Raw genomic sequence first — 23107 nt, 5'->3', positions numbered from 1 at the left:
AGGAATATCATGCAGCTGGGCATTGAAGATGAAGCATTTATCCGCGGCAAAGTGCCGATGACCAAACAGGAAATCCGCATCCTGACGCTGGCAAAAGCCCGCATCGAGCCCCATGATATCATCTATGATATCGGGGCTGGGACAGGCTCTCTTTCGATTGAAGCGGCACGTCTGGCGCCGGAGGGCCATGTTTATGCACTGGAACGCAAAAAAGAGGCGGCCGTCCTGATTGAGGCCAATCGCCGTCATTTTGCTGTGCATAATCTCAGCATCATGGAGACAGAAGCACCGGAGGGCATGGAGGCCCTGCCGGATGCGGATGTCATCCTGATTGGCGGCAGCGGCGGCAAATTGGGCGCGGTGCTTGACTCCGTGTCTGTCAAACTGCGGCCGGGGGGACGTTTGGTGTTTAACTGCATTACGGTGCAGACTCTGTCAGAGTCCCTTGCGTACCTTCATGAGCACGAAGACCTTTACCGCTATGAAGCTGTTTCCGTGCAGGTAAACCGCCTGCGCCGCGTCGGTCCCTATGACATGGCACAGGCTCAGAATCTTATCTATATCATTACGTGCACAAAGGAGGCGTAGCTGCATGGTTCATATCGTTGGCGCAGGTCCCGGAGACCCGGAACTCATCACGGTCAAGGGGCAGCGTTATCTGCAAGAGGCCGATGTCGTCATCTACGCGGGCTCGCTGGTCAATCCTGTACTGCTCGATTATTGTAAAAAGGATGCTGCTGTCTATAATTCTGCGCATATGACGCTGGCTGAAGTCATTGAGGTCATCGTGGAAGCAGAAAAGGCCGGCAAAATGACCGTGCGCCTGCATACGGGCGACCCCGCCATCTATGGGGCCATTCAGGAACAGATGGATGCCTTTAAGAAACGCGGAATTGCCTACGATGTCGTGCCGGGCGTCAGCTCGTTTCTCGCCACGGCCGCAGCCCTGAAGCAGGAATACACGCTGCCGGGCATTTCGCAGACGGTCATCGTCACGCGTCAGGAGGGACGCACACCGGTGCCGGAACGCGAAAAACTGCACAGCCTCGCGGAGCATCAGGCTACGATGTGCATTTTTCTTTCGATTGCAATGCTCGATAAGGTCGTGGCAGAACTCCTGACCGGCGGTTATGCAAAGGATACGCCCATCGCCATCGTGCAGAAAGCTTCGTGGCCAGAGCAGAAAATCGTGCGCGGCACGCTCGCAGATATCTGTGCAAAAGTTGCAAAGGATCCGATTGACCGCACGGCGATGATTGTCGTCGGACAGTGCCTTGATGCTGTTTATGAGCCATCGCGTCTCTACGCACCGGAATTTTCGCATATGTTCCGAAAGGCCAGCAAATGAGAACGGCTGTATTTGCTTTGACGGCTCAGGGGACGCTGGCGGCCAGACGCGTCTGTCTGGCACTCGGCACAGAGGCAGACCTCTTTGTCAGCAAACGTCACCCGCTGGCCGGAGCTTCTTGTTTTGAAAAATTACAAACGGCTGTGGCCGAGAATTTTTCGCGTTATGAGGCGCTGGTTTTCATTATGGCAGCGGGCATTGTCGTGCGCACGCTGGCTCCGTACCTTAAGAGCAAGCTGGAAGACCCTGCCGTGCTCGTGCTCGATGAACGGACGGAATACGTCATCAGCCTGTTATCGGGGCATGTGGGCGGTGCCAATGACCTTGCGCGGCGGCTGGCTATGGCCCTTGATGCTGAAGCGGTCATCACGACGGCGACCGATGTGGAGGGAATTCCGGCACCGGACGCTCTTGCCGGCAGGCTGGGGCTTTTTCCCGAACCGCATGAGGAAATCCGTATCATCAACAGTGCCCTGCTCGAAGGAAGAATTCCTTCCTATTATATAGACCCTGCCTGCCCGCTGACTGCTTTTTATGAGCAGGAACTCAGAAGGCAGGGAATCCTCCCTGAGGATATTTCTTTGGCGGAGCAGCGGGAAGAGAATCTGCAGGTCATCATCAGCGGCGAGGAAAAGTGGCGAAGACGCACGGGCCGGCTTTTTCTGCGGCCGCTGCGGCTGATTGCCGGGCTCGGCTGCCGCAAAAATACCACGGCAGCAGAAATCCAAAAGGCACTGACAGAGGCTGTGCAGAGAATCGGTCTGCCTCTGCAGGCTGTGACGGCAATCGCTTCGACTGTTTTCAAGGAACGGGAGCAGGGCCTTCAGGAAACGGCTGCCAAGCTCGGCCTGCCGCTCCTTTTTTATGATAATGATGCGTTGAATACCATCATTTACCGCTATGGCTTACAGAAGTCTGCGTTTGTCCAAAAGACGATTGGCGTGGGCAATGTCTGTGAAGCGGCGGCTCTGGCCGCTGCAGGAAGCGGGCGTTTGGCGCTCGGCAAAACAAGATTTGAGAAAGTGACGGTGGCACTCGTATGGCAGAAAAAGCAAAAATCACGGTAGTCGGAATCGGTCCGGGCAGTCTCTTCGACATGACGCCGCGTGCGCGGGAAGCCATTGAGCATGCGGAAGTCGTCGCGGGGTACACGACGTATATACGCCTGATTGAGCCGCTTCTTGCAGGAAAAGAAGTCATCGGCACGGGCATGATGCAGGAAATCGACCGCTGCCGCATGGCCGTTGAGCATGCGGCTGCCGGCAAAGAAACAGTTGTCGTCTCAAGTGGCGATGCTGGCGTCTACGGCATGGCAGGGCTGGTCCTGGAGCTCATTTTGCAGCGGGAAAAAGCAGAACGTCCCATCTTTGGCGGTACGGTTGCCGGCGTTTCGGCGGTCAATGCGGCAGCGTCGGTCCTTGGAGCGCCGCTCATGCACGATTTTGCCGTTATCAGCCTGTCGGACCTCCTGACGCCATGGGACCTCATCAAGAGGCGCGCGGAAATGGCTGCCGCCGGCGATTTTGTCGTGGCACTCTACAATCCCAAAAGCAAAAAACGCGTACATCACATCGAGGAGATTCGCGAGATCATGCTCAAATACCGCAGTCCTGAGACGCCGGTCGGCATCGTGACGGCAGCAAGCCGTGTTGAAGAGCATAAGGTCATCTCGACGCTCGCGGATTTCACAAAAGAGGAAATCAATATGTTCTCGCTCGTCATCATCGGCAATTCGCAGACGTATGTCAAAGAAGGCTGGATGCTGACGCCGCGCGGTTACGGCAGAAAGGAAGCGGGGTTATGATTTTTGTCGCAGCCGGCACGCAGGACGGCAGGGAGCTCGTAAAAATCCTTTTAGATAAAGGATATGAAGTGACGGCTTCTGTCGTCAGTCATTACGGGGAGCAGCTCTTAGCCGCTTCAGCCGGCAAAAAACTTGTCATCAATGAAAAACCGCTCGATGAAGAAGCCCTTGAGACGTACCTCAGGGGACACGATATCCGCTGCTTTGTCGATGCGAGTCACCCCTATGCCGTGCAGGTCTCAAAAAATGCCATGGCTGCCTGCCATAGCTGCCATATCCCCTACCTCCGCTATGAACGCTCGCTTACGGAACTTACGTATGAAAAAATTCAAGTGGTGCATTCCTATGAAGAGGCCGCTTTGGCAGCGGCAGCCTGCGGGAAACATATATTTTTGACGACAGGCAGCCGCAATCTGCAGAAATTCACGGAAGCAAAAGTCCTGCAGGATGCCGTTCTGACGGCCCGTGTCCTGCCGACAGCTGAGGTCATCGGGCTTTGTGAAAAACTAGGCCTGCAGCCCAAGCAGATTGTCGCGCTGCAGGGACCTTTTTCAACAGCTCTCAATCGGGAGTTATTCTTGAAGTACAAGGCGGATGCCATTGTGACGAAGAACAGCGGCTCCATTGGCGGGACTGATACAAAGATTCTGGCAGCAGAGGAACTCGGCCTGCCCGTCATTGTCATCGACAGGCCGGTGCTTGCTTATGAACATCTCGTACACCGCTATGAGGATGTACTTTCATTTTTGGAGGGTTTGTGATGGATTTTATCAAACAGCCGATGGCAATCGAAAACCGCAGCATGGAGATCATCGCGCCGTATCTTGAGGGCCTGAATCTTTCGCCGGAAGAAACGAAGGTCTATGCGCGCATCATCCATGCTGCCGGCGATGTGGAATATGCGCCCATTATCCGCGTGGCGCATGATGCCGTGAAAAAGGGCATGGAGGCCCTTCAAAATGGCTGCGATATCTATACAGACGTCGAGATGGTCCGCACGGGCATCAATAAAAGAAAGCTCACATCCTTTGGCGGCACGGTGCACTGCCGCATTGCCAACCCTGAAATTGCGGCTGAGGCGAAAAAGCAGGGGGTTACGCGTTCGCTCATGGCCATGCGGAGTTTTGGCGAGGCCCTTACGGGCAGCATTGTGGCCATTGGCAATGCACCGACGGCCCTCTTCGAGGTTCTGCGTCTCATAAAAGAAGAAGGCGTGCGTCCTGCCTGCATTGTCGGCATCCCTGTCGGCTTCGTCGGGGCAGCGGATGCGAAAAAGGCATTGGCTGAAAACGGCATTGTCCCGTACATCACGGTCGAGGGCACGAAAGGTGGCAGCCCGATTGCAGCTGCAGCAGTCAATGCGATGATGTATCTCATTGATAACGACCGCGGCTGACCGTTTTGATAACATTTTTGAAAGTTCTTGTGTAAGATTTGCCAAATGCATTTGAGATGATTCAGGAGGAATTAAATGATTAATGAAAAAATAGAATAAAATAGATATTAATGCTATAATATTCATAGCAGGATAAGCTGAGAGATAGAAGGTGAATATTATGGCAGTGTACAAACCAAAGGAAATGGCGGAAAAATTAGGTGTAACCGTCCGAACCCTTCAGGAGTGGGACCGCAGGCAAAAACTTCCTGCTTATCGAACCCCGACAGGCAGACGTTATTATACGGAAGAGCAGTACCTCGATTACATTGGCGAATCGACTGCAAGTCATCGGAAAACAGTGGCTTATGTCCGTGTTTCTACACGCAGCCAAAAAGATGATCTGAAGAATCAAATCCATTTTATCCAAGCCTATGCCAATGGCAAAGGTGTTATTCTGGATGAGATTATTGAGGATTTCGGCAGCGGGCTGAACTATAAACGCAAGAAATGGCTGGATTTACTGGAAGCTGTGGAGCGCAATGAAGTCGGTACGATTTACATAACGTATAAGGACCGCTTCATCCGGTTTGGCTACGAATATTTTGAGCATTTTTGCCAAAATCACCAGACGCAGCTCATTGCTCTGAATGACAAAGAGAGTTCACCGACACAGGAGCTCGTGGATGATCTTGTTTCCATCATTCATGTTTTCTCTTGTCGATTGTATGGCCTTAGAAAGTATTCGACAAAGATCAAAGAAGATGAATCTTTGAAGGGTGAGAAAGATGAAAGCCATTAAGACGCAGATTGTCGAGCTCAGGCTCACAAGCGAAATGCGTGCGTATTTTGACAGTCTCTGCGACTATCGCCGGTACATCTGGAATCAGGCACTTGCCATTTGGCAGATGATGTATGACATTCGCAGCATCATGCTTCCCTCTGAGCTAAAGCAGAAGCTTCGGCAAAGCCATCAGGATAAAAGCATTGCCTTGACATCCGAAGAAAAGGAATTGCTTCGTGCCTATCCAGCACCATGCTGGCAGTCGGTCAAGAAAGAGCTGCTGGAAGATAAGGCCGATTGGGAAACGTACCGTTCAGCCCGTATTGTCGCCCTGACCTGTATGGATCTTGGCAAAGCATGGCAGAATTTCTTCGACAAGGCTCAGTCCGACTGGGGAAAACCGGCATTCAAGTCGAAAAAGGCGCCCCGTCAGGGATTCAAGAGTGACCGCATCAAGATTGTCGATGGCAAAATCCGTTTTGACAAGCCAAGGATGCTTCATCATTATTTGAAGGAACATCATCTCGGCTGGTGGCAGGATGTCACTGCTTCTGAAACGCTCAAGATGACGGAAGTGCAGACCTGTTCGTTCTTTAAGGAAAAGGGCAAGTACTACGCCGCCTTGACTTATCAGGAAGAGACAGAGCCGCTGCCCAAAACGGGAAAAGTCAACGCTGTCGATGTCAATGTCGCGCATTTTGACAGCCTGGAAGGCAGGGCAATCATTCTGCCCGACCGTCTGAACCGGCAATATGAGAAGATTGCCCATTATAGCCGTGTACTGGCGAAAAAGAGAGTCGTGAATGGCATGGTGAAGGGAACGCAAAGCAAGCGCTACGAGAAAGCGAGAACCAAGCTTCAGCACGCGTATGCCAAGGCCCGTAATATCCAGCATGATATTCTGTCAAAATACACGACACACCTCGTCAAAGCCTATGACGAAATTGCCATTGAAAACTTAAATGTCAAGGGCATGAAAATGGGTATCGCCTCAAAAGGCGTCCATCGGTCTCTGTTCGGCGAATTCAAACGGCAGATGCAGTACAAAGCAACATGGTATGACAGAAAACTGGTTCTTGCAGACCAGTCATATCCCTCTACGCAGCGCTGTGCGGCCTGCGGTCATGTAAAGACTGGCGAGGAAAGGATTACGCTGCATGGCAATCAGAAACACGGCACGCGTCATGATCAGTACATTTGCTACGAATGCGGCTACCAAAATAATCGCGATGCCAACGCCGTGCTGAATCTGCTGTATCTGCTCCGTCCTTCTTTGGTACAAACGTATATTCATTAACACAGAAATACAAATATTGGTGTGGGTTAGCGCCAATGAAATATCGTCAGAGTCAGTCCCTGCGATTCCCTCTTTAATTGAGATATCGGAATACTGATGTTGACGGCGATGAGTAAATCTGTAGAAGTTTGAGAAAGGAGAGGTATGTAACTCTCCTGCTAATATGGTTAAAATCAATATTAACTATATTCTTCTATGTTTTACATACCAGGTTTGTCATGCGCTATACGATTCCACGTCTGGTGATTGCGGCAACGCAGTCCGGTTCCGGTAAAACGACGATTGTAACGGGGCTTTTGTCAGCTCTGCGCGAGCAGGGGCTTGTCGTGCAGTCCTTTAAGGTCGGTCCTGATTACATTGACCCCGGCTATCACACGATGGCCAGCGGCCGTCCTGCCCATAATCTTGACAGCTGGCTCGTGCCGCGCGAAAATCTTTCGGGGCTTTTTGCTGCCGAATCGGAAGGCGCGGATATCGCCGTGATTGAAGGTGTCATGGGACTCTACGATGGCGGACGCGAGGGAATCAGTTCGACGGCGGAGATTGCCAAAATCCTGCAGGCTCCTGTCGTGCTCGTACTCGATGTCAAGTCGATGGGGGCTTCGGCGGCGGCGATTGCGAAGGGCTTCCGCGATTATGACCCTGAGGTCAATCTTGCCGGCGTCATTTTAAACCGCCTTGGCTCCGAGACGCATGAGGCGATGATCCGTCAGGCCATGAAGGAAATCGATATGCCGGTGCTCGGCGCCCTGCGGCGCGATGATTCCCTGCATATGCCCGAACGCCATTTAGGACTTTTGCCGGCTGCCGAAAATGAGCGTGAACAGCAGACGATTGATTCGATGGGAGCGGCTGTAGCGAAGTCCCTTGATATCGAAGCCATCCTGCACATTGCCTGCCTGACCGATGACATTGAAGTGCCGGAGCCTCTGGCAGCAGAACATGTGCAGAAAAAATGCCGTATTGGCATTGCGAAGGACGAGGCCTTTTCCTTTTACTATCCGGCCAGTCTCAAGGTCTTGGAGATGATGGGGGCAGAACTTGTGCCGTTCAGTCCGCTGTCCGATACGTCCCTGCCGGAGATGGACGGACTGCTCATCGGCGGCGGCTTCCCCGAGATGTTTGCCGAAAAACTGCAGGCAAATGAGGCGATGCGTGCGGCCATCAAGGAAGCTGCCGCAAAGGGCATGCCCATCTATGCCGAGTGCGGCGGCTATATGTACCTTTTGGAGTCCCTGAAAGATTTTGAGGGCAGGGAATTTGCGATGTGCGGTATCCTTCAGGGAACGGCCGATATGACGGAAAAACTGCAGATGGTCGGCTATGTCGAAGCCGAGATGCTGCAGGATACGGTCCTCGGTGCAAAGGGCACGACACTGCACGGCCATGAATTCCATTTTTCGATGGACGATGTGCAGGAGAAGCGCCCGTTTGCCTTTCGCAGGACGCGCAATGGTCAGGTCTATGAGGCCGGCGGCATGAAGGGCAATGTACTTGGCAGCTACCTTCATCTTCACTTTGCAGGCTGTCCTGAGGCAGCGCGTCATTTCGTGGAGGCCGCGTCGTCATGGGCAAAATGATCCTCGTGACGGGCGGCGCGCGCAGCGGCAAATCCGCTTTTGCGGAAAAAATCACGCTGCAGGCGGGGCTGCATCCTGCTTATATCGCCACAGCGGAAATCTGGGATGAAGAGATGAAGCACCGCGTGGCCCTGCACCAAAAACGCCGTTCTGCCGTCTGGCAGACCTATGAGGCACCGCAAAATGCAAAGCGGGCGATTGCCGACGCGGGAAAAGCGCACGATGCGATTCTCTTTGACTGCGTGACGATGTATTTGAGCAATCTGCTCTGCCGCCAGCAGGAACCTCTTGTAGAGGCAGAACTGGAGAACATGACGCGTGCGGAAATGGACCGTTTGCTTCAGGCGGTTAAAATGCTTCCGGAACAGGTTACGGTGGTTTTTGTGACCAACGAAGTCGGCGCGGGCATTGTGCCCGAAAACCGTCTGGCACGTTTTTATCGGGATTTGGCAGGCCTTGCCAATCAGCAGCTCGCCGCCGCATCTGATGAAGTTTACGCCGTGCTTTGCGGCATCCCGCTGCGCATAAAATAAAAGTTTGTTTCTATTATATAAGGTTAAGGCTTCAAGGTATTAAGGAGGGACTTCTTTGGAATCCATCATGCTCATGGGCACGAGTTCCCATGTCGGCAAGAGCATCCTGACAACGGCGCTCTGCCGCATCTTCCATCGTCAAGGCAGGCGTGTCGTACCGTTTAAGGCACAGAATATGGCGCTCAATTCGTATGTTACGAAAGAAGGCCTTGAGATGGGCAGGGCACAGGTCGCACAGGCAGAGGCCGCAGGTCTCGAGCCCATGGTGGATATGAATCCGGTCCTTTTGAAACCGACGGGCAATTCGCAGTCGCAGGTCATCCTCGAGGGCAGGCCCATTGGCAATATGAGTGCAAGAGAATATCATAAAGGCTATTCCTTAAAGGCTTTTGATGCGGTGAAAGCCGCTCTTAACCGTTTGCAGCGTGAATTTGGCACGCTGGTCGTCGAGGGGGCCGGCAGTCCGGCTGAAGTCAATTTGAAGTCACATGATATCGTCAATATGCGCGTGGCAAAATACCTGCAGGCTCCCGTACTGCTCATCGCGGATATCGACCGCGGCGGAGCCCTTGCCTCGTTGGTCGGCACGCTGGAACTTTTGGACGAGGATGAAAGGGCCCTCGTCAAGGGACTGGTCATCAATAAATTCCGCGGCGATGTCTCGCTTTTTACGCCGGCCATCGACTTTCTGGAAAAGAAGACGGGCAAGCCTGTCTTAGGCGTCGTGCCGTATATCGAAGAGATGGGCATTGACGATGAGGATTCCGTCTCGTTGGAGGAAAAGCACGAGCAGGAAAAGCCGGCGGCAGAAATTCACATCGCCGTCCTGCAGCTGCCGAAGCTCTCGAATTTTACGGATTTTGATGCGCTGGCAGCTGAACCGGATGTTGAAGTTCATTATGTCAGAACGGTAGAAGAGCTTGGCTCGCCGGACCTCATCATCCTGCCGGGCTCGAAGAATACGACAGAAGACCTCCTTTATCTGCAGGAGCACGGTCTTGCTGCAGCCATAAAAGAACGTACGGCGCAGGGAACGCCGCTTATCGGCATCTGCGGCGGCTATCAGATGCTCGGCGAAGAAATCGCTGACCCGCATCATACGGAGTCGGAGCATGATGCCGTAAAAGGACTGGGCTATCTGCCGATGAAGACGACGTTTGCCGAGACGAAGCATACGCGTCAGATTCAGGCAGAATGCCCCGGACTTGAATTTTTGGGCTGTACCCTGCTGGGGCGGAACATGGCAGGCTATGAAATCCACATGGGTGAGACGGAATTTCTCGCGCCTGTACGCCATCCGTTCTACATCACGCGGGAGGGAGGGCAAAAAGTCAGCCGCTGGGATGGGGCACTGAGTGACGACGGTCTTGTCTTTGGCACGTACATCCACGGCCTCTTTGACAATGATGCTTTCAGGCGCCAGCTCATCAACACGCTGCGCCTGCACAAGGGCCTGCGTCCCCTCAGGATACAGCGAAACCGCCGGCAGGAGAAGGAACGGGCCTATGAGCATCTGGCCGATGTTGTCGAAGCATCTCTCGATATGGAAAAACTCAGGGCAATCATGGCGGAGATGAGCAGGCAGAGGGAGGGAGACGCTTGAATATTGCAATTCTGGCTTTTGTCATCGATACCATCATCGGCGATCCGCACTCGAAGTTTCATCCGGTCGTCCTGATTGGGCGGCTGATTTCCTTTTTGGAACGCATCTACTATAATAAGGAAGATAGCGATAATAAAAAATTCTTTTGTGGGTCCATTCTCGTGCTGCTCGTGCTCTTCGTTACCTATGACGTGGCAGCGGGTATCATCCAGCTCGCCTATTTTATTCCTTGGGATTGGGGCGTTGAATTCGTCGAGGCATTGCTGCTGGCTTTTACGATTTCGCCAAAGAGTCTCGCGAAAGCCGGCCGCGGCATTTATGCGCTGCTCATTACAGGAGAAATCGATAAGGCTCGCAAAGCGGTCGGCTGGATTGTCGGCCGCGATACCGATAAACTGGACGAGGCGGAAATTGCCCGTGCGACGGTCGAGACGATTGCAGAAAACACGGTTGACGGCATTATCGCACCGCTTTTTTTCTTTGTGCTTGGCGGTGTGCCGCTCGCGTTTCTTTATCGGGCAGCCAATACGATGGATTCGATGCTTGGCTATAAGAACGAAAAATACTTGTATTTTGGCAGGGCCGCGGCGAAGCTCGATGATGTGCTCAATTACATCCCTGCGCGCATTACGGGCCTGCTTTTTGTGATTGCAGCTTCGCTGTTGGGATTTGATGCGAAAAATGCGCTGCAGATGATGCGCCGCGATGCCGATAAGCATCCGAGCCCCAACGGCGGTTATGCCGAAGCGACGATGGCGGGGGCCCTGCACATCCGCCTCGGCGGCATCAATTCGTATTTCGGGAAGAAGACGTTCCGCGCTTATATGGGCGAGGCCATCGAGGCCACGGCGCCCAAGCATATCATGGAAGCCATCCGCATGATGTATACGGCGACCGTGCTGTTCCTGATTTTTGCTTATGCGCTGCTGACCTGTATGGGATATTAAAGAGGAGAAGAGATTTTGCGTAGTTTTTTGACTGCCCTGCAGTTTTTGACCAGAATTCATCTCGTCAATCAGAAAGACCTGACCACAGAGGATTTTGGCCGCAGTACGAAGTTTTTTCCTTTGGTTGGTGTGGTACTGGGAGCAATCTATCTTTTGGCGGCCTTGCTGCTGTTTGCCTTGTTCGGTCTTTCCGGTTATTTTCCCAAGGCTGTTTTAGTGCTGCTGCCCATCTTATTGACGGGAGGGCTGCACTGCGATGGCTTTATGGATACCATAGATGGGCTGTTTTCAGGCCGCAGCCGTGAACGCATGCTGACAATCATGAAGGACAGCCGCACGGGCTCATTTGGCGTTGTGGCGTTCGGCGTTATCCTGCTCATGGATTGGGCACTCCTGCTCGATTTGCCCGTGCCGGTGCTGCTCATCGCCGTCTTTGTCATGCCTATTATCGGCCGCATGGCCATGCTCTTTGCCGTGGCATATTTTCCTTATGCACGGCCTGAGGGCATGGGCAGGGCCTTTGCTGAAATGGCTGACAGGAAGGCCGTTGTTATCGGTTTCGCAGCTACGCTGCTGTTTACGGCTCCATGGGGCCTTGCGGCTTTGGCAGCCATGCTGGGCGGCCTTCTCTGGGCGTTTTTTTTCGGGCGTTATGCATGTAAAAAGCTTGGCGGTCTCACGGGCGATGTCTACGGCGCCGTCGAAATGACAACGGAGACAGCCGTACTCGTGATTTTTTATCTCTTTGCGTTTCTGCCATTTGACCGCAGTGCCTGTTTCTTATGGATGTGAGGAAAATGGATTTTTGCGTCAGGGTGCCGGGCTCCTGCGGGGAACTCCTGCAGGGCTGGCAGTATGGTGAGCCTTTTTTGGTGACCTGCCCCATTGCACGTTATACGACCGTTTCTGTATCTTCTGCTTTTCAGGAGAGAAGAGGGCTGGGCCCTAAGGCAGAAAGAGCCCTGCAGTTGACGCTGGCTGCGCTGGGCCGCCGCCATTTCCCGTATGGGCTGCAGCTTCAGTCAGAGCTTCCTCCGGGCAAGGGCATGGCATCATCGAGTGCGGATATTGCCGCTGTGGCAGCAGCGGTCTCATTTGCCTTGCGAAGGTCCCTGACCGTACGGCAAATTTTGTCTTTGGCTGTGCAGATTGAGCCGACCGATGCTGTCTTTTTGAGGGATATCGTCCGTCTCAATCAGGTAACTGGCCGGATTTTGGCAGTTTATCGGGATTTGCCCTATCTGCGGCTGAGCATTTTTGATACGGGCGGCACCGTAGATACGGAGGCCTGCTACCACACAGCAGCACTGCAGAAACGGAACAGGGACTGGAGACCGTATCTTTTAAAAATGCGGCAGGGGGAACGGGAGATGGCTGCAGCAGCCGCGCAGAGCGCTGTCTGGCAGGATGAAGTCCTGCCGAAGCCCTGTCTGCGTTCCTTTTTGAAAAAGGCTCGTTCTTTGGGAGCTCTTGGCCTTACAGCCGCGCACAGCGGTACGGTGCTCGGTGTGCTGTGGCCAAGTTATATGGAGAAAAGCGCAATCGCAGCGGCGGCTGCGGCTCTGCAGAGGTCATTTCCTGAGCTCACGCATCTCGGGCTCACGGCAATGCGTCCCGGCGGTATTGAAATATTTATAGAAGCGAATGAGGAGAAGAAGGAGGATAAGGATGGACGCAGGTCATTTCGTGCATGGCGGCAATATTTATGAATCATCGGCAGATGGGCAGCCATGGCTCGATTTTTCTGCGAATATCAATCCCTTGGGCATGTCGCCCAGAGGGCGTGAGGCGATGCTCCGGCATCTTGACGATGTCATCCATTATCCGGACCCTGAGATGCGGGAACTGCGCGCAGCATTATCTTCCCGCTACCGGCTGCCGGCTGAGAATTTTCTCTGCGGCAACGGCGCAGCAGAGCTTTTTTATCTGTATTTTTTCACGATGCGGCCGAAACGCATCCTGCTGCCTGTGCCTTCGTTCAGCGAATACGAGCGGGCGGCAAGGGCTGCGGGTGCAGAGGTTCTTTATTTCTATCTTGAGGAAAACGAGCAGTTTCAGCCCAACCTGAAAAAAATTCTGCAGGAAGCAAGACGCCAAAAGGCAGACTGTGTGATTCTCGGCAATCCCAACAATCCGACGGGAAATCTCCTGCTCAAGAAAGACATGCTGTCTTTGGCAAGGGGACTGGCTAAATTCGACTGTCAGCTGCTCATCGATGAATCCTTCCTCGACTTCTGCAGGGAGGAATCGCTCTACACCCTGCGCCGGGAAGCTGCGAAACATAAAAATATCCTGCTCGTGCGTTCTCTGACGAAATTCTTCGCCATTCCGGGACTGCGCCTTGGCTTTGCCTTGGGAAATGAGGAGCTGCTTTTAAAAATGGAGCAGGCTAAGGATGTCTGGAATGTCAATCTTCTTGCACAGGCTGCCGGTGCCGCTTCCCTGCATGACAGGAAGTATCAAAAAACGACAAAGGAGTTCATCGCGGAGGAAAAGAATTATCTGGCCGGCAGTCTCTGGGCGTCCGGTCAGGTCAAAGTCTATAGGCCGAGTGTCAATTTCCTGTTCGTCCGCCTCAAATGGGCAAGGTATACCGATGAGCTCATTGACTTTTTGCGGCAAAATCATATCCTGATACGCGACTGCCGTCATTATCCGGGTCTCGAGAAGGGCTTCTTGCGGCTTGCTGTGCGTACGCGTGAGGAAAATGACCGGCTTTTCTCTGTCTGGCAGTCATTTTTTGCTGCCAAAGAAAATACCATATAAGAAGACTTAGGGGGTCTTAATGAATATGACAAAATTGATTTTGATCCGTCATGGCCAGACGGAATGGAATGTGCTCGGCCGCTATCAGGGGCAGACGGATGTTGCCCTTTCGCCGCTCGGCATTGAGCAGGCGGAAAAACTTGCCGCGCATTTTCCTGTCGATAAAGTTGAAGCCGTCTACGCAAGCGACCTCAAAAGGGCGATGAAGACGGCGGGATGTGTAGCAGAGCGCTTTGGCCTTGCCGTGCATCCCTGCAAAGAACTGCGTGAGCTCAATTTTGGCGATTGGGAAGGCCTGACCTACGATGAGATTGTTGCCAAATGGCCGGATGCCCTGCAGAATTTCTTCCAGCATCCGGATATTTTAAAAATTCCGCATGGCGAGAGTTTTCCGGAGCTTCGCGCGCGGGCTGTCGCCTGTATCGATAAAATCGTGGCCGCACATCCCGATGAAACAGTAGCTGTTGTCGCACACGGCGCCATCCTGCGCACCATCCTGACGGCAGCCCTGCACATGGACCTCAAGTATGTCTGGACCATCCGCCAATTCAACACTGCTGTTAATATCGTCACCTATACAGAAAGCGGCACAACTGTCGAACTCATCAATGGCACGGGGCATCTTCAGGAGCACTGAGGTATGCACAGGGACTTGTGGATTATTTTTCTTTTTCCTCGAAAAATCCCTTGACTTTCGCGCCGCTTTTCTTTAGAATAATTCTATGTGATGTCATGGACGAGCGTTTCCATTAGCCCCGGAAGCCTGTTTCAATACATCATGAACTTGGAAAATTGATACTGAAAAAACTCTAGGGGGGAAATCGCATGAAGACAACGTTTATGGCAAATGCATCCAATATCGAACGCAAATGGTACGTTGTAGACGCTGAAGGCCAGACTGTCGGCCGCCTCGCAGCTGAAGTCGCAAAAGTTCTTCGCGGTAAAAATAAACCGACCTTTACTCCGCACGTTGATACGGGTGATTACGTCATCGTCATCAATGCAGCAAAAGTAAAATTCACGGGTAAGAAACTTACGGATAAGACGTATTTCCGTCATTCCGGTTACCAGGGCGGCACGACGTTCACGGCCGCTGGCCATATGCTGGAGCGCTTCCCGGAGCGCGTTCTCGAGCATGCAATCAAAGGCATGCTGCCGAAGAACCGTCTCGGCGCTCAGATGTACCGCAAGCTCAGCGTTTACGCTGGCCCGGAGCATCCGCATGCAGCTCAGAAGCCGGAAAAGCTTGAGCTGAACATCCGCTAATCTGGAAAGGGAGGAACATAACACATGGCAGAAGTCATCTACTACGGCACTGGCCGCAGAAAATCGTCCGTTGCCCGTGTTCGTCTGGTTCCAGGCGAGGGCAAAGTCACGATCAATGGTCGCGACATGGAAGAGTATTTTGGTCTCAAGACTCTCGAACTCATCGTTCGTCAGCCGCTGAACCTCACGGAAACGGTTGATAAGTACGATGTTATCGCTAACGTTGCCGGCGGCGGCGTTACGGGTCAGGCTGGCGCAATCCGCCACGGCATCACCCGTGCACTCATGGAAATGAATGCTGAGCTCCGTCCGGCTCTGAAAAAAGCTGGCTTTGTTACGCGTGACCCGCGTGAGAAAGAGCGCCGTAAATACGGTCTCAAGAAAGCCCGCAAGGCTTCCCAGTTCTCGAAGCGTTAATCGTATATACGAGAATACTATCCGCAGATTTTATCTGCGGATTTTTCTTTTGCCTTCTTTGGTTTTGAGCACAAAAAATCCGGCAGGATGAATTTCCTGCCGGATTTTTTATACCTTATTTTTTGAGTGCTGCCTTGAGCGTTTCCGTCATGGCTTTCTGCACGATGCGAAGGACATCCTCTACAACTGCGTTGTACATGTCACCGCCATCGACGACACCACGGCCATTTTCCGTGAGGAAGAACTTCTTCGGGGGCTCATTCTCCTTATAAGCTTCGTTGAGCTTGTCCTGAACGAGTTTTTCGATTTCCTGTTCCGTCATCATAGTCACCTCTCTCCCATAATAACCTGCATTTATTATTATACGACATTCTGTACCTTTTTTCCTTGTTTTTTTGAAATAAACTTCAGGAATATTTTCCGGGGCAAAATTCAATCGATTTCTAATTCCTTGCTAAAGCCAACTTAAATTGCAGCCGTTAGACTATAGCCATAAGATGAACAAGAAGATAATGAGCTGAATAGAAAGGCGATGGATTATATGAAGATCACACAGCGTAAGATGATTGCCGGCATTGTGGCCGGCCTCGTGTTGACGGCGGGCGGCTTTGGCGTGCTTTCGGCACAGTCACAGTCCCAGGATGGTGCACAGCACCGCATGTTTGCCAAGGGGGAGCGTCCTGACGGACAGATGCCGCAGATGGATGCTTCGGAGGCAGCTAAGCATATCGCTGAGACGTTCGGCGTTGACGAGAGTCAGGTCAAGAACGCCATCGAGAACAAGAAGGATTTCCGCGATATCGGTCAGGCCGCTATGATTGCCAAGGTCAGCGGCAAATCCTTTGACGAAGTCATGGCCCTCAAGACGGATGACAAGAACTGGCGTGACATTGGTGAGTCTCTTGGTGTGACACGCGAAAAAGTCAAAGAAGTCCGTCAGTCAATGACGGCACAGCATCTGAGCCAGGATGGCGATATCGATGAGAGCAAAGCCCTGAGTCTGCTTAAGAAAGGCTATGAGCCGCGTGACATCGACTGCGCAGCAGCCTTGGCCAAGGCTTCGGGCAAAGATATCCAGTCGGTGCTCGACCGTAAGAAAATCAACAACCGCTGGGGCGATGTGGCGAAGGAACTCGGCGTCGATGCCAATGTTCTGCAGAAGAAATTCCATGGCCACGGCCCGGAGGGACATGGCCCGCAGGGCGGTCCTGAAGGCGGCATGATGGGCGGCCCGATGATGGATGCGCCGGAAGATGGCAGCAGCGCGGCCAATTGATAAATAAAAAATTGCTGCAGGGACTTGACATCCTGCCGGAAGGCGAGTAATATAATAGCCATCAACAAGTTAACAAAGTTACACTAAATCATCGAACAGGAAATAGTAGCCAAGCCACTATCTCTACAGCGAGCCGCCGGTTGGTGCAAGGTGCGGCGTGATATGCTTTGTGAATGGTCCTGCGAGAGCCCACCGAAATCGAAGAGAAAAAGAGTAGGCTGGGACGGCTGCCTCCGTTACAAGGCTACGGTATCGGCTCAATGTGGAGTCCCGTACCGGAAATGAGGAATGGCTTATTCTGTATTGGCCGTTTGAAACGGGTGGCACCGCGAAGAATTTTCGCCCCGCTGAGTATTATGCTCAGCGGGGTTTTTTGATTGTCATTTTATAGGTATGGACAAAAGACTGTGAGGGATGGAAAGATGCTCAAAGCAAAATTATGTGGGATGAAGACATTGGCGGCAGCTGAGGCAGCGGAACAGGCTGGCGCAGATTTTATCGGCTTCATCTTCTGGCGTCACAGTCACCGCTTCATCGAGCCCCGCGAGGCAGCGAACATCAGTCAGGCCCTGCAGAAGGTCAAAAAAGTCGGCGTCTTCGTCGATGCGGACCCTGCGGTGGTCAATGCGATTGCTGCGCGGTGTCAGCTCGATTTTGTCCAGCTGCATGGCCATGAGGATGCCGGTTATGCCAGAGAGATTCGGCGGCCGGTCATCAAAGCCTACCGCTACGGCGATGGTTTTTCCGCTGACGCTGCGAACGCCTTCCCTGCAGACATGATTCTCGTCGATGCTTACCGGCCGGGGGAGGCCGGCGGCACGGGAACCTCGTTCAACTGGCAGAAGGCACAGCAGGAAATCGCGGCGGTTAAAAAGCCGGTACTGATTGCCGGAGGCATCAGTGAGGCCAATGTCGGCGAGGTAGAGCAGACTTTTCATCCGTTTGCCGTCGATGTCTCGGGCAGCCTCGAGGTCCACAAAGAAAAGTCGGCCGCGCGCATCGCCTCATTCATGGCGAAGGTGCATGAAATCAATGAACACAGCAGGAGGAATTGAAATTGCGGGATATTTTAGCAGAGATTGTCGAAAAGAAAAAAGATATCGTGGCCGAAGCCAAAAAAGAGCTGCCGCTCGACGAAGTCAAGCGCCGGCTCGTCTGCGGGAATTTCGAGATGTCAGCACGGTTCCGCCGTCAGCCGTGGAACCTCATCGCGGAATGCAAGCTTCAAAGTCCTGCCAAGGGCCGGCTTTGCCGCAATCATTCCGTCGTCGAGCTCGCCCATATCTACGAGGACAACGGCGCGAGCATGCTGTCCGTGCATACGGACCCGCATTTCCTCGGCTGCAATGAGGATTTCCGCAAGGTGCGCAGCGAGGTCAAGCTGCCGCTTCTGCGCAAGGATTTCGTCATCGATGAGTATCAGATTTATGAGGCAAGACTCTTAGGCGCCAACGCCGTGCTGCTGATTGCGAGAATCCTGACGCCGGAGACACTCAAAAAATTCCTCTACACGGCCTGGTCGTTAGGCATGGATGCCCTCATTGAGGTGCATGACCGCCGCGACATGGAAGCGGCCCTCGCGACGCCGGCGGAGTTCATCGGCATCAACAACCGCAATCTCGTCTCGTTCACGACCTCGATTGAACAGACATTAGAGCTTTTGCCTTATGCCGATAAGAACCGCACCCTCATCAGTGAAAGCGGCATCTTCACGGCAGAGGATGCGAGGAAGCTTCACGAAGCCGGCTGCGACGGCATCCTCGTCGGCGAGGGGCTCGTAAGGGCTGAGGATGTTGGCCTCCAGACGCGTCTCCTGATTGAGTCTGGCATGCCTCAGCAGGAACATGCAGGAGAGATTGCCTGAATTAAGCAAGTTTTTAGATAGAAAGGAAGAAATCACATGAACACGAAGGGCAGATTTGGTAAATTTGGCGGACAGTACGTACCGGAAATCGTCATGCCGGCACTCAATGAATTGGAAGAAGCCTATAAGAAATATAAAGATGACCCGGATTTCCAGAATGAATTCAAGACGTACCTGCGCGAATATGCAGGCCGTCCGACCAATCTTTATTATGCCGATAAACTCACAAAATACTACGGCCGCGCGAAGATTTACCTCAAGCGCGAGGACCTGCTGCACACGGGCGCGCATAAAATCAACAATGCTCTTGGTCAGGCGCTGCTTGCTAAGCGCATGGGCAAGAAACGCATCGTCGCCGAGACGGGCGCCGGCCAGCATGGCGTCGCTTCGGCCACGGTTGCCGCACTCTTCGGCATGGAATGCCATGTGTTCATGGGGGCTCTCGATGTCGAGCGCCAGAAACTCAACGTGTTCCGCATGAAGCTCCTCGGTGCCAAGGTCATTCCGGTTTCCTCGGGTACAGGCACTTTGAAGGACGCGACGAGTGAGGCCATCCGCTACTGGGCGACGAATATCACGGACACGCATTACATCATCGGTTCGGCCGTCGGCCCGCACCCGTATCCGACGATTGTCCGCGACTTCCAGAAGGTCATCGGGGAAGAAATCCGCGAACAGGCCATCGCGAAAATCGGCAAACTGCCGGATTACCTCTTAGCCTGCGTCGGCGGCGGCAGCAACGCCATCGGCACGTTCTACGATTTCCGCAATGACCCGTCCGTGAAGAAATTCGGCGTTGAGGCAGGCGGCCGCGGCGAAGCGCCGACGGACAATGCCAAGACTTTGTCGGGCGCCGGCGAGCCGGGCATCCTGCACGGCGCATTCAGCTATCTGCTGCAGGACCCCGACGGTCAGGTCGTCGAAGCCTATTCCATTTCGGCCGGCCTTGACTATCCGGGTGTCGGACCGGAACATTCCTATTATAAAGACAAGGGCATCGTCAAATACGTTTCGGTCACGGACCAGGAAGCCCTCGATGCGTTCCAGAGACTCTCGAAAGTCGAGGGCATCATTCCAGCGATGGAGAGCTCGCATGCACTGGCGTATCTCGATAAGCTGATGCCGCAGACGCAGCCGGACGAAGCCGTCGTCGTCACGCTCTCGGGCCGCGGTGATAAGGACGTACAGATGGTAGCAAAAGTACTTGGGGAGGATATTGAGTGATGAGCACGCGTTTAGATAAAAAAATGGCTGAACTCAAGGCAGCCGGTAAAAAAGGAATCTTCATTTATATTACGGCCGGTGCGCCCGACGTCGAAACGACCTTAAAGGCCGTCCGCGAAGCTGAAAAGGCCGGTGCTGATGTCATCGAGCTCGGCCTGCCGTTCTCGGACCCGATGGCCGACGGCCCCGTCATCCAGACAGCTTCGGTCGTGGCCCTCAAAAACGGCATGACGCTCAAAAAAGAGCTCGAGATCGTGCGTGAAATCCGTAAATTCTCCGATATTCCGCTGATTGGCATGGGCTATATCAACAATATGTATCATTACGGCTTTGAGCGTTTTGTCACGGACTTCAAAGAAGCGGGCATGGACGGCGTCATTGTGCCGGATGTGCCGCATGAAGAATCCGGCGACATGCGCAAAATCTGCGCGGCGCACGATTTCCATCTGGCTGAATTCATCACGCCGGGCACGACGGAAGCACGCATGGCCGAGACGTGCAAGGGCGCGACGGGCTTTATTTACTGTGTTTCCAACAACGGCGTCACGGGCGTCAAGAAAATCGATTACAGCACGATTGGCAGGGTCTGCGAAAAAGCGCGCAAATTCACGGATACGCCGCTGGCTGTTGGTTTTGGCATTGGTTCGCCGGAAGCTGCAGTGGATGCGGCAGCTCACAGCGATGCGGTCATTGTCGGCAGTGCCGTGGTAAAACGCCTGCTCGATGGCAAATTCGACGATGCTATGCAGCTGATTCACGCCATGCGCACGGCTCTTGATGAAAAATATGGCAAGCATGCCTGATGCGGCTGAAAAATAACAGGAAGAAGGAGAGTATCATGGAAATCAAGCCGTCGCGGGAAGACTTCCGCAAGCTGGCCGCGGAGACGAATCTCATCGCTGTGGCAAAAGAAATCAATATGGACCTCGATACGCCGGTTTCCGTCTATTATAAATTAGTCGGGGAAAAGAAGGGCTTTATTCTGGAATCGGTCGATACGACACATCAGCAGTTTGGCCGTTTTTCCTTCATTGGTGCTGAGCCCTTTGCTCGTCTGCAGGTCTTCAAAGATAAGCTGATGATCAATGAGAACGGTCTGATGAAATGCATCATGGGCGAGCCGGTCAAGTCCATCAAGCAGTACATGCAGGGCTTCAAGCCCGCTGTCGAGGATGCCTCGCTGCCACTCGCAAACGGCGGCATGGTTGGCTACCTCAATTACGATATCGTCGCAACATTTGACCGTGTGCGCGGCATGGAGCTTGGGGATGAAGAACTTTTAGGGCAGTTCATGATCTGCCGTGTATTTGTGGTCTACGATGCCCTGCACAACAATGCGCGCCTCATTTGTCTGGCCGATACGAAGGGACGCGATGCTGATGAAGCCTATGATGCGGTCTGTGAAAAGATAGAAGAAGTTGAGGCAAAGCTCGCAGCGCCGCTCGCACCGCAGGCAGCGCCGAAAACGAAGCCGAGAGAGAAAATCGATTTTCTCAAGAAATTTGGCAGGGCACCGCAGGATTTTCTTGATGCCATTCATAAAGCCAAGGATTACATCTTTGCCGGTGATATTTTTCAGGTTGTACCCTCACGCCAGTTCCGTGAAAAAATCACGAAGCCGTGCTTCCACTTCTACCGCCGGCTGCGTCAGGTCAATCCGTCACCGTACATGTTTTATTTCAATTTCGGCCCTGTTAAGCTCGTCGGTGCATCGCCGGAGATGCTCGTCAAGGTCGCAGGCGACAGCGTCTACACGTACCCGATTGCCGGCACGCGGCGCCGCGGCAAAGATGCGGCCGAAGATGCAGCCCTCAAAAAAGACCTGCAGGGCGATACGAAGGAATGTGCGGAGCATTCGATGCTCGTCGACCTCGCGCGCAATGATATCGGCCGCATCAGCGAGCCGGGCAGCGTGCGCGTGACGAAGCTTCGCGAAGTCGAGTATTTCAGCCATGTCATGCACATGGTTTCCGAGGTCGTCGGCAAGCTCAAGAAGGGTTATACGCCGATGGATGTTCTCCGTGCGACATTCCCAGCCGGCACCGTCAGCGGCGCGCCCAAACTGCGTGCGATGGAAATCATCCATGAACTCGAGCCCGTCAAGCGCAATTCGTATTCGGGCACAGTAGGTTATATGGATTTCTGCGGCAATATGGATATGTGCATTACGCTGCGCACGATGCGCATTGAGAACGATGATACTGCTGTCATCCAGTCCGGTGCCGGCATTGTCGCCGATTCCGTGCCGGAGAAAGAATATCAGGAAATCCTGCAGAAGTCGAAAGCCCTGTTTGAAGTTGTGGAGGAGGTCGAAAACGATGTTGTTGCTTTTAGATAATTACGATTCCTTCACCTATAATGTCTACCAGCTGCTCGCAGAGCTCGGTGCTGAAGTCGAGGTCATCCGCAACGATAAGACGACCGTCGCAGAGATTGCAGCCAAAAACTACGAGGGCATCGTGATTTCACCGGGCCCCGGCGTGCCGAAGGATGCGGGCATCAGCGAAGATGTCATCCGTGAGCTTGGCGGCAAAGTGCCGATTCTCGGCATCTGTCTTGGGCATCAGGCCATCGGCGAGGTATTCGGCGGCAAGGTCGTGCGGGCCGGCGAGATCATTCACGGCAAAATTTCGCCCATTCGCCATAACGGCAAAGGCCTTTACGAGGGACTGCCGCAGGGCATCGAAGTCGGCCGCTATCATTCGCTGATCATTGACCGCGCGAGCCTGCCGGACTGTCTCGAAGTCACGAGTGAACTGGAAAATGGCACCATCATGGGCGTGCGCCATAAGGAAAAGGATATCGAGGGCATCCAGTTCCATCCAGAATCCATTCTGACGCCAACGGGCAAAATCATGATGCAGAATTTCCTGAACCATTTAGCCTGAGACATTCTTCCCGTTCATAAAAATAAAGAAATAAAGGAAATCCTTCTTTCGGGAAGGATTTTTCTATTTTTTTAGAGAATATCATACAGTATCAAAATCAAAGCAGTGCCGCAGATGGTTCTGCGGGCTGCAGGG

At 53.2% G+C, this 23107-nt stretch carries 26 protein-coding genes and 1 other annotated feature; of the genes, 25 read left to right on the top strand and 1 reads right to left on the bottom strand.

Translation table 11 applies throughout. The features are described 5' to 3' along the window. The first annotated feature begins 9 nt into the window (after positions 1-9). From cbiT to rpsI, 18 genes are all read left to right on the top strand, one after another. On the top strand, positions 10-588 hold the full coding sequence (gene cbiT / locus ACI4OH_RS04335) for a precorrin-6Y C5,15-methyltransferase (decarboxylating) subunit CbiT (protein WP_432646715.1): 579 nt from the start codon (positions 10-12) through the stop codon (positions 586-588). A 4-nt stretch (positions 589-592) separates the two neighbouring features. Continuing rightward, on the top strand, positions 593-1348 hold the full coding sequence (cobM, locus tag ACI4OH_RS04330) for a precorrin-4 C(11)-methyltransferase (protein WP_432646714.1): 756 nt from the start codon (positions 593-595) through the stop codon (positions 1346-1348). Beyond that, a complete protein-coding gene (locus ACI4OH_RS04325) occupies positions 1345-2415 on the top strand; it encodes a cobalt-precorrin 5A hydrolase (RefSeq protein ID WP_432646713.1) in 1071 nt (356 codons plus the stop codon). The genes cobM and ACI4OH_RS04325 overlap by 4 nt, the downstream gene beginning before the upstream one ends. After that, entirely contained in the window at positions 2388-3152 is a 765-nt protein-coding gene (gene cobJ / locus ACI4OH_RS04320; protein ID WP_435721267.1) for a precorrin-3B C(17)-methyltransferase, read from the top strand. The genes ACI4OH_RS04325 and cobJ overlap by 28 nt, the downstream gene beginning before the upstream one ends. Continuing rightward, positions 3149-3913 (top strand): precorrin-6A reductase, encoded by a 765-nt coding sequence (gene cobK / locus ACI4OH_RS04315; protein ID WP_432646711.1) that lies wholly within the window; start codon positions 3149-3151, stop codon positions 3911-3913. Before cobJ ends, cobK begins: the two co-directional genes overlap by 4 nt. Beyond that, on the top strand, positions 3913-4548 hold the full coding sequence (locus ACI4OH_RS04310) for a precorrin-8X methylmutase (protein ID WP_432646710.1): 636 nt from the start codon (positions 3913-3915) through the stop codon (positions 4546-4548). Before cobK ends, ACI4OH_RS04310 begins: the two co-directional genes overlap by 1 nt. A gap of 160 nt (positions 4549-4708) precedes the next feature. Next, positions 4709-5329 (top strand): IS607 family transposase, encoded by a 621-nt coding sequence (locus tag ACI4OH_RS04305; protein WP_439784239.1) that lies wholly within the window; start codon positions 4709-4711, stop codon positions 5327-5329. Beyond that, on the top strand, positions 5316-6608 hold the full coding sequence (locus tag ACI4OH_RS04300; RefSeq protein ID WP_439784238.1) for an RNA-guided endonuclease InsQ/TnpB family protein: 1293 nt from the start codon (positions 5316-5318) through the stop codon (positions 6606-6608). Before ACI4OH_RS04305 ends, ACI4OH_RS04300 begins: the two co-directional genes overlap by 14 nt. Positions 6609-6826: 218 nt before the next feature. Continuing rightward, positions 6827-8188, top strand: coding sequence for a cobyrinic acid a,c-diamide synthase CobB (locus ACI4OH_RS04295; RefSeq protein WP_439784237.1), 1362 nt, complete (start codon positions 6827-6829; stop codon positions 8186-8188). Next, the gene (gene cobU / locus ACI4OH_RS04290; RefSeq protein ID WP_439784236.1) at positions 8176-8721 is read left to right on the top strand and encodes a bifunctional adenosylcobinamide kinase/adenosylcobinamide-phosphate guanylyltransferase; all 546 of its coding nucleotides are present in this window, start codon (positions 8176-8178) and stop codon (positions 8719-8721) included. Before ACI4OH_RS04295 ends, cobU begins: the two co-directional genes overlap by 13 nt. A 67-nt stretch (positions 8722-8788) precedes the next feature. Continuing rightward, positions 8789-10324 carry a cobyric acid synthase gene (locus ACI4OH_RS04285; protein ID WP_439784247.1) on the top strand — a complete coding sequence of 512 codons (1536 nt, stop codon included), beginning with the start codon at positions 8789-8791 and terminating at the stop codon, positions 10322-10324. After that, positions 10321-11271, top strand: a complete 951-nt coding sequence (cbiB, locus tag ACI4OH_RS04280) for an adenosylcobinamide-phosphate synthase CbiB (protein WP_439784235.1) — start codon at positions 10321-10323, stop codon at positions 11269-11271. Before ACI4OH_RS04285 ends, cbiB begins: the two co-directional genes overlap by 4 nt. A 15-nt stretch (positions 11272-11286) precedes the next feature. After that, positions 11287-12063 (top strand): adenosylcobinamide-GDP ribazoletransferase, encoded by a 777-nt coding sequence (gene cobS, locus ACI4OH_RS04275; protein WP_432648009.1) that lies wholly within the window; start codon positions 11287-11289, stop codon positions 12061-12063. A gap of 5 nt (positions 12064-12068) precedes the next feature. Then, the gene (locus ACI4OH_RS04270; protein WP_439784234.1) at positions 12069-12980 is read left to right on the top strand and encodes a GHMP family kinase ATP-binding protein; all 912 of its coding nucleotides are present in this window, start codon (positions 12069-12071) and stop codon (positions 12978-12980) included. Further along, entirely contained in the window at positions 12940-14037 is a 1098-nt protein-coding gene (gene cobD, locus ACI4OH_RS04265) for a threonine-phosphate decarboxylase CobD (RefSeq protein WP_432648011.1), read from the top strand. The genes ACI4OH_RS04270 and cobD overlap by 41 nt, the downstream gene beginning before the upstream one ends. Before the next feature lie 25 nt (positions 14038-14062). After that, a complete protein-coding gene (locus tag ACI4OH_RS04260; RefSeq protein ID WP_432648012.1) occupies positions 14063-14674 on the top strand; it encodes a histidine phosphatase family protein in 612 nt (203 codons plus the stop codon). Between the two features lie 188 nt (positions 14675-14862). Beyond that, positions 14863-15303: a 50S ribosomal protein L13 gene (gene rplM, locus ACI4OH_RS04255; RefSeq protein WP_432648013.1), complete on the top strand. Its 441-nt coding sequence runs from the start codon at positions 14863-14865 to the stop codon at positions 15301-15303. A gap of 24 nt (positions 15304-15327) precedes the next feature. Then, positions 15328-15720, top strand: coding sequence for a 30S ribosomal protein S9 (gene rpsI / locus ACI4OH_RS04250; RefSeq protein WP_005838873.1), 393 nt, complete (start codon positions 15328-15330; stop codon positions 15718-15720). Positions 15721-15835: 115 nt separating this feature from the next. Here the strand turns inward: rpsI and ACI4OH_RS04245 are convergent, their stop codons facing one another. Then, positions 15836-16042, bottom strand: a complete 207-nt coding sequence (locus ACI4OH_RS04245; RefSeq protein ID WP_036377341.1) for a hypothetical protein — start codon at positions 16040-16042, stop codon at positions 15836-15838. A 219-nt stretch (positions 16043-16261) separates the two neighbouring features. On the opposite strand from ACI4OH_RS04245, the gene ACI4OH_RS04240 reads away from it, so the two are divergent. The 7 genes from ACI4OH_RS04240 (at position 16262) to ACI4OH_RS04210 (ending at position 22972) form a co-directional block, all read left to right on the top strand. After that, the gene (locus ACI4OH_RS04240) at positions 16262-16996 is read left to right on the top strand and encodes a Tat pathway signal sequence domain protein (protein ID WP_435721272.1); all 735 of its coding nucleotides are present in this window, start codon (positions 16262-16264) and stop codon (positions 16994-16996) included. Between the two features lie 82 nt (positions 16997-17078). Further along, positions 17079-17346, top strand: a binding site (T-box leader). 72 nt (positions 17347-17418) lie between these two features. Next, positions 17419-18051, top strand: a complete 633-nt coding sequence (locus ACI4OH_RS04235; protein ID WP_432647040.1) for a phosphoribosylanthranilate isomerase — start codon at positions 17419-17421, stop codon at positions 18049-18051. Positions 18052-18053: 2 nt separating this feature from the next. Continuing rightward, positions 18054-18860 (top strand): indole-3-glycerol phosphate synthase TrpC, encoded by an 807-nt coding sequence (gene trpC / locus ACI4OH_RS04230; RefSeq protein WP_432647041.1) that lies wholly within the window; start codon positions 18054-18056, stop codon positions 18858-18860. Positions 18861-18896: 36 nt separating this feature from the next. Continuing rightward, complete coding sequence (gene trpB, locus ACI4OH_RS04225) at positions 18897-20084, top strand: tryptophan synthase subunit beta (RefSeq protein WP_295715072.1); 1188 nt, start codon at positions 18897-18899, stop codon at positions 20082-20084. Next, positions 20084-20887 (top strand): tryptophan synthase subunit alpha, encoded by an 804-nt coding sequence (trpA, locus tag ACI4OH_RS04220; protein ID WP_432647042.1) that lies wholly within the window; start codon positions 20084-20086, stop codon positions 20885-20887. Before trpB ends, trpA begins: the two co-directional genes overlap by 1 nt. A gap of 35 nt (positions 20888-20922) precedes the next feature. Then, complete coding sequence (gene trpE / locus ACI4OH_RS04215; protein WP_432647043.1) at positions 20923-22422, top strand: anthranilate synthase component I; 1500 nt, start codon at positions 20923-20925, stop codon at positions 22420-22422. Then, the gene (locus tag ACI4OH_RS04210) at positions 22403-22972 is read left to right on the top strand and encodes an anthranilate synthase component II (RefSeq protein ID WP_439784233.1); all 570 of its coding nucleotides are present in this window, start codon (positions 22403-22405) and stop codon (positions 22970-22972) included. The genes trpE and ACI4OH_RS04210 overlap by 20 nt, the downstream gene beginning before the upstream one ends. Positions 22973-23107 lie beyond the last annotated feature (135 nt).

This window comes from Mitsuokella apri (assembly GCF_051886055.1).
Classification (GTDB): Bacteria; Bacillota; Negativicutes; order Selenomonadales; family Selenomonadaceae; genus Mitsuokella.
Note: the sequence above shows the minus strand (reverse complement) of the source record. Positions and strands in the feature narration are given on the sequence as shown.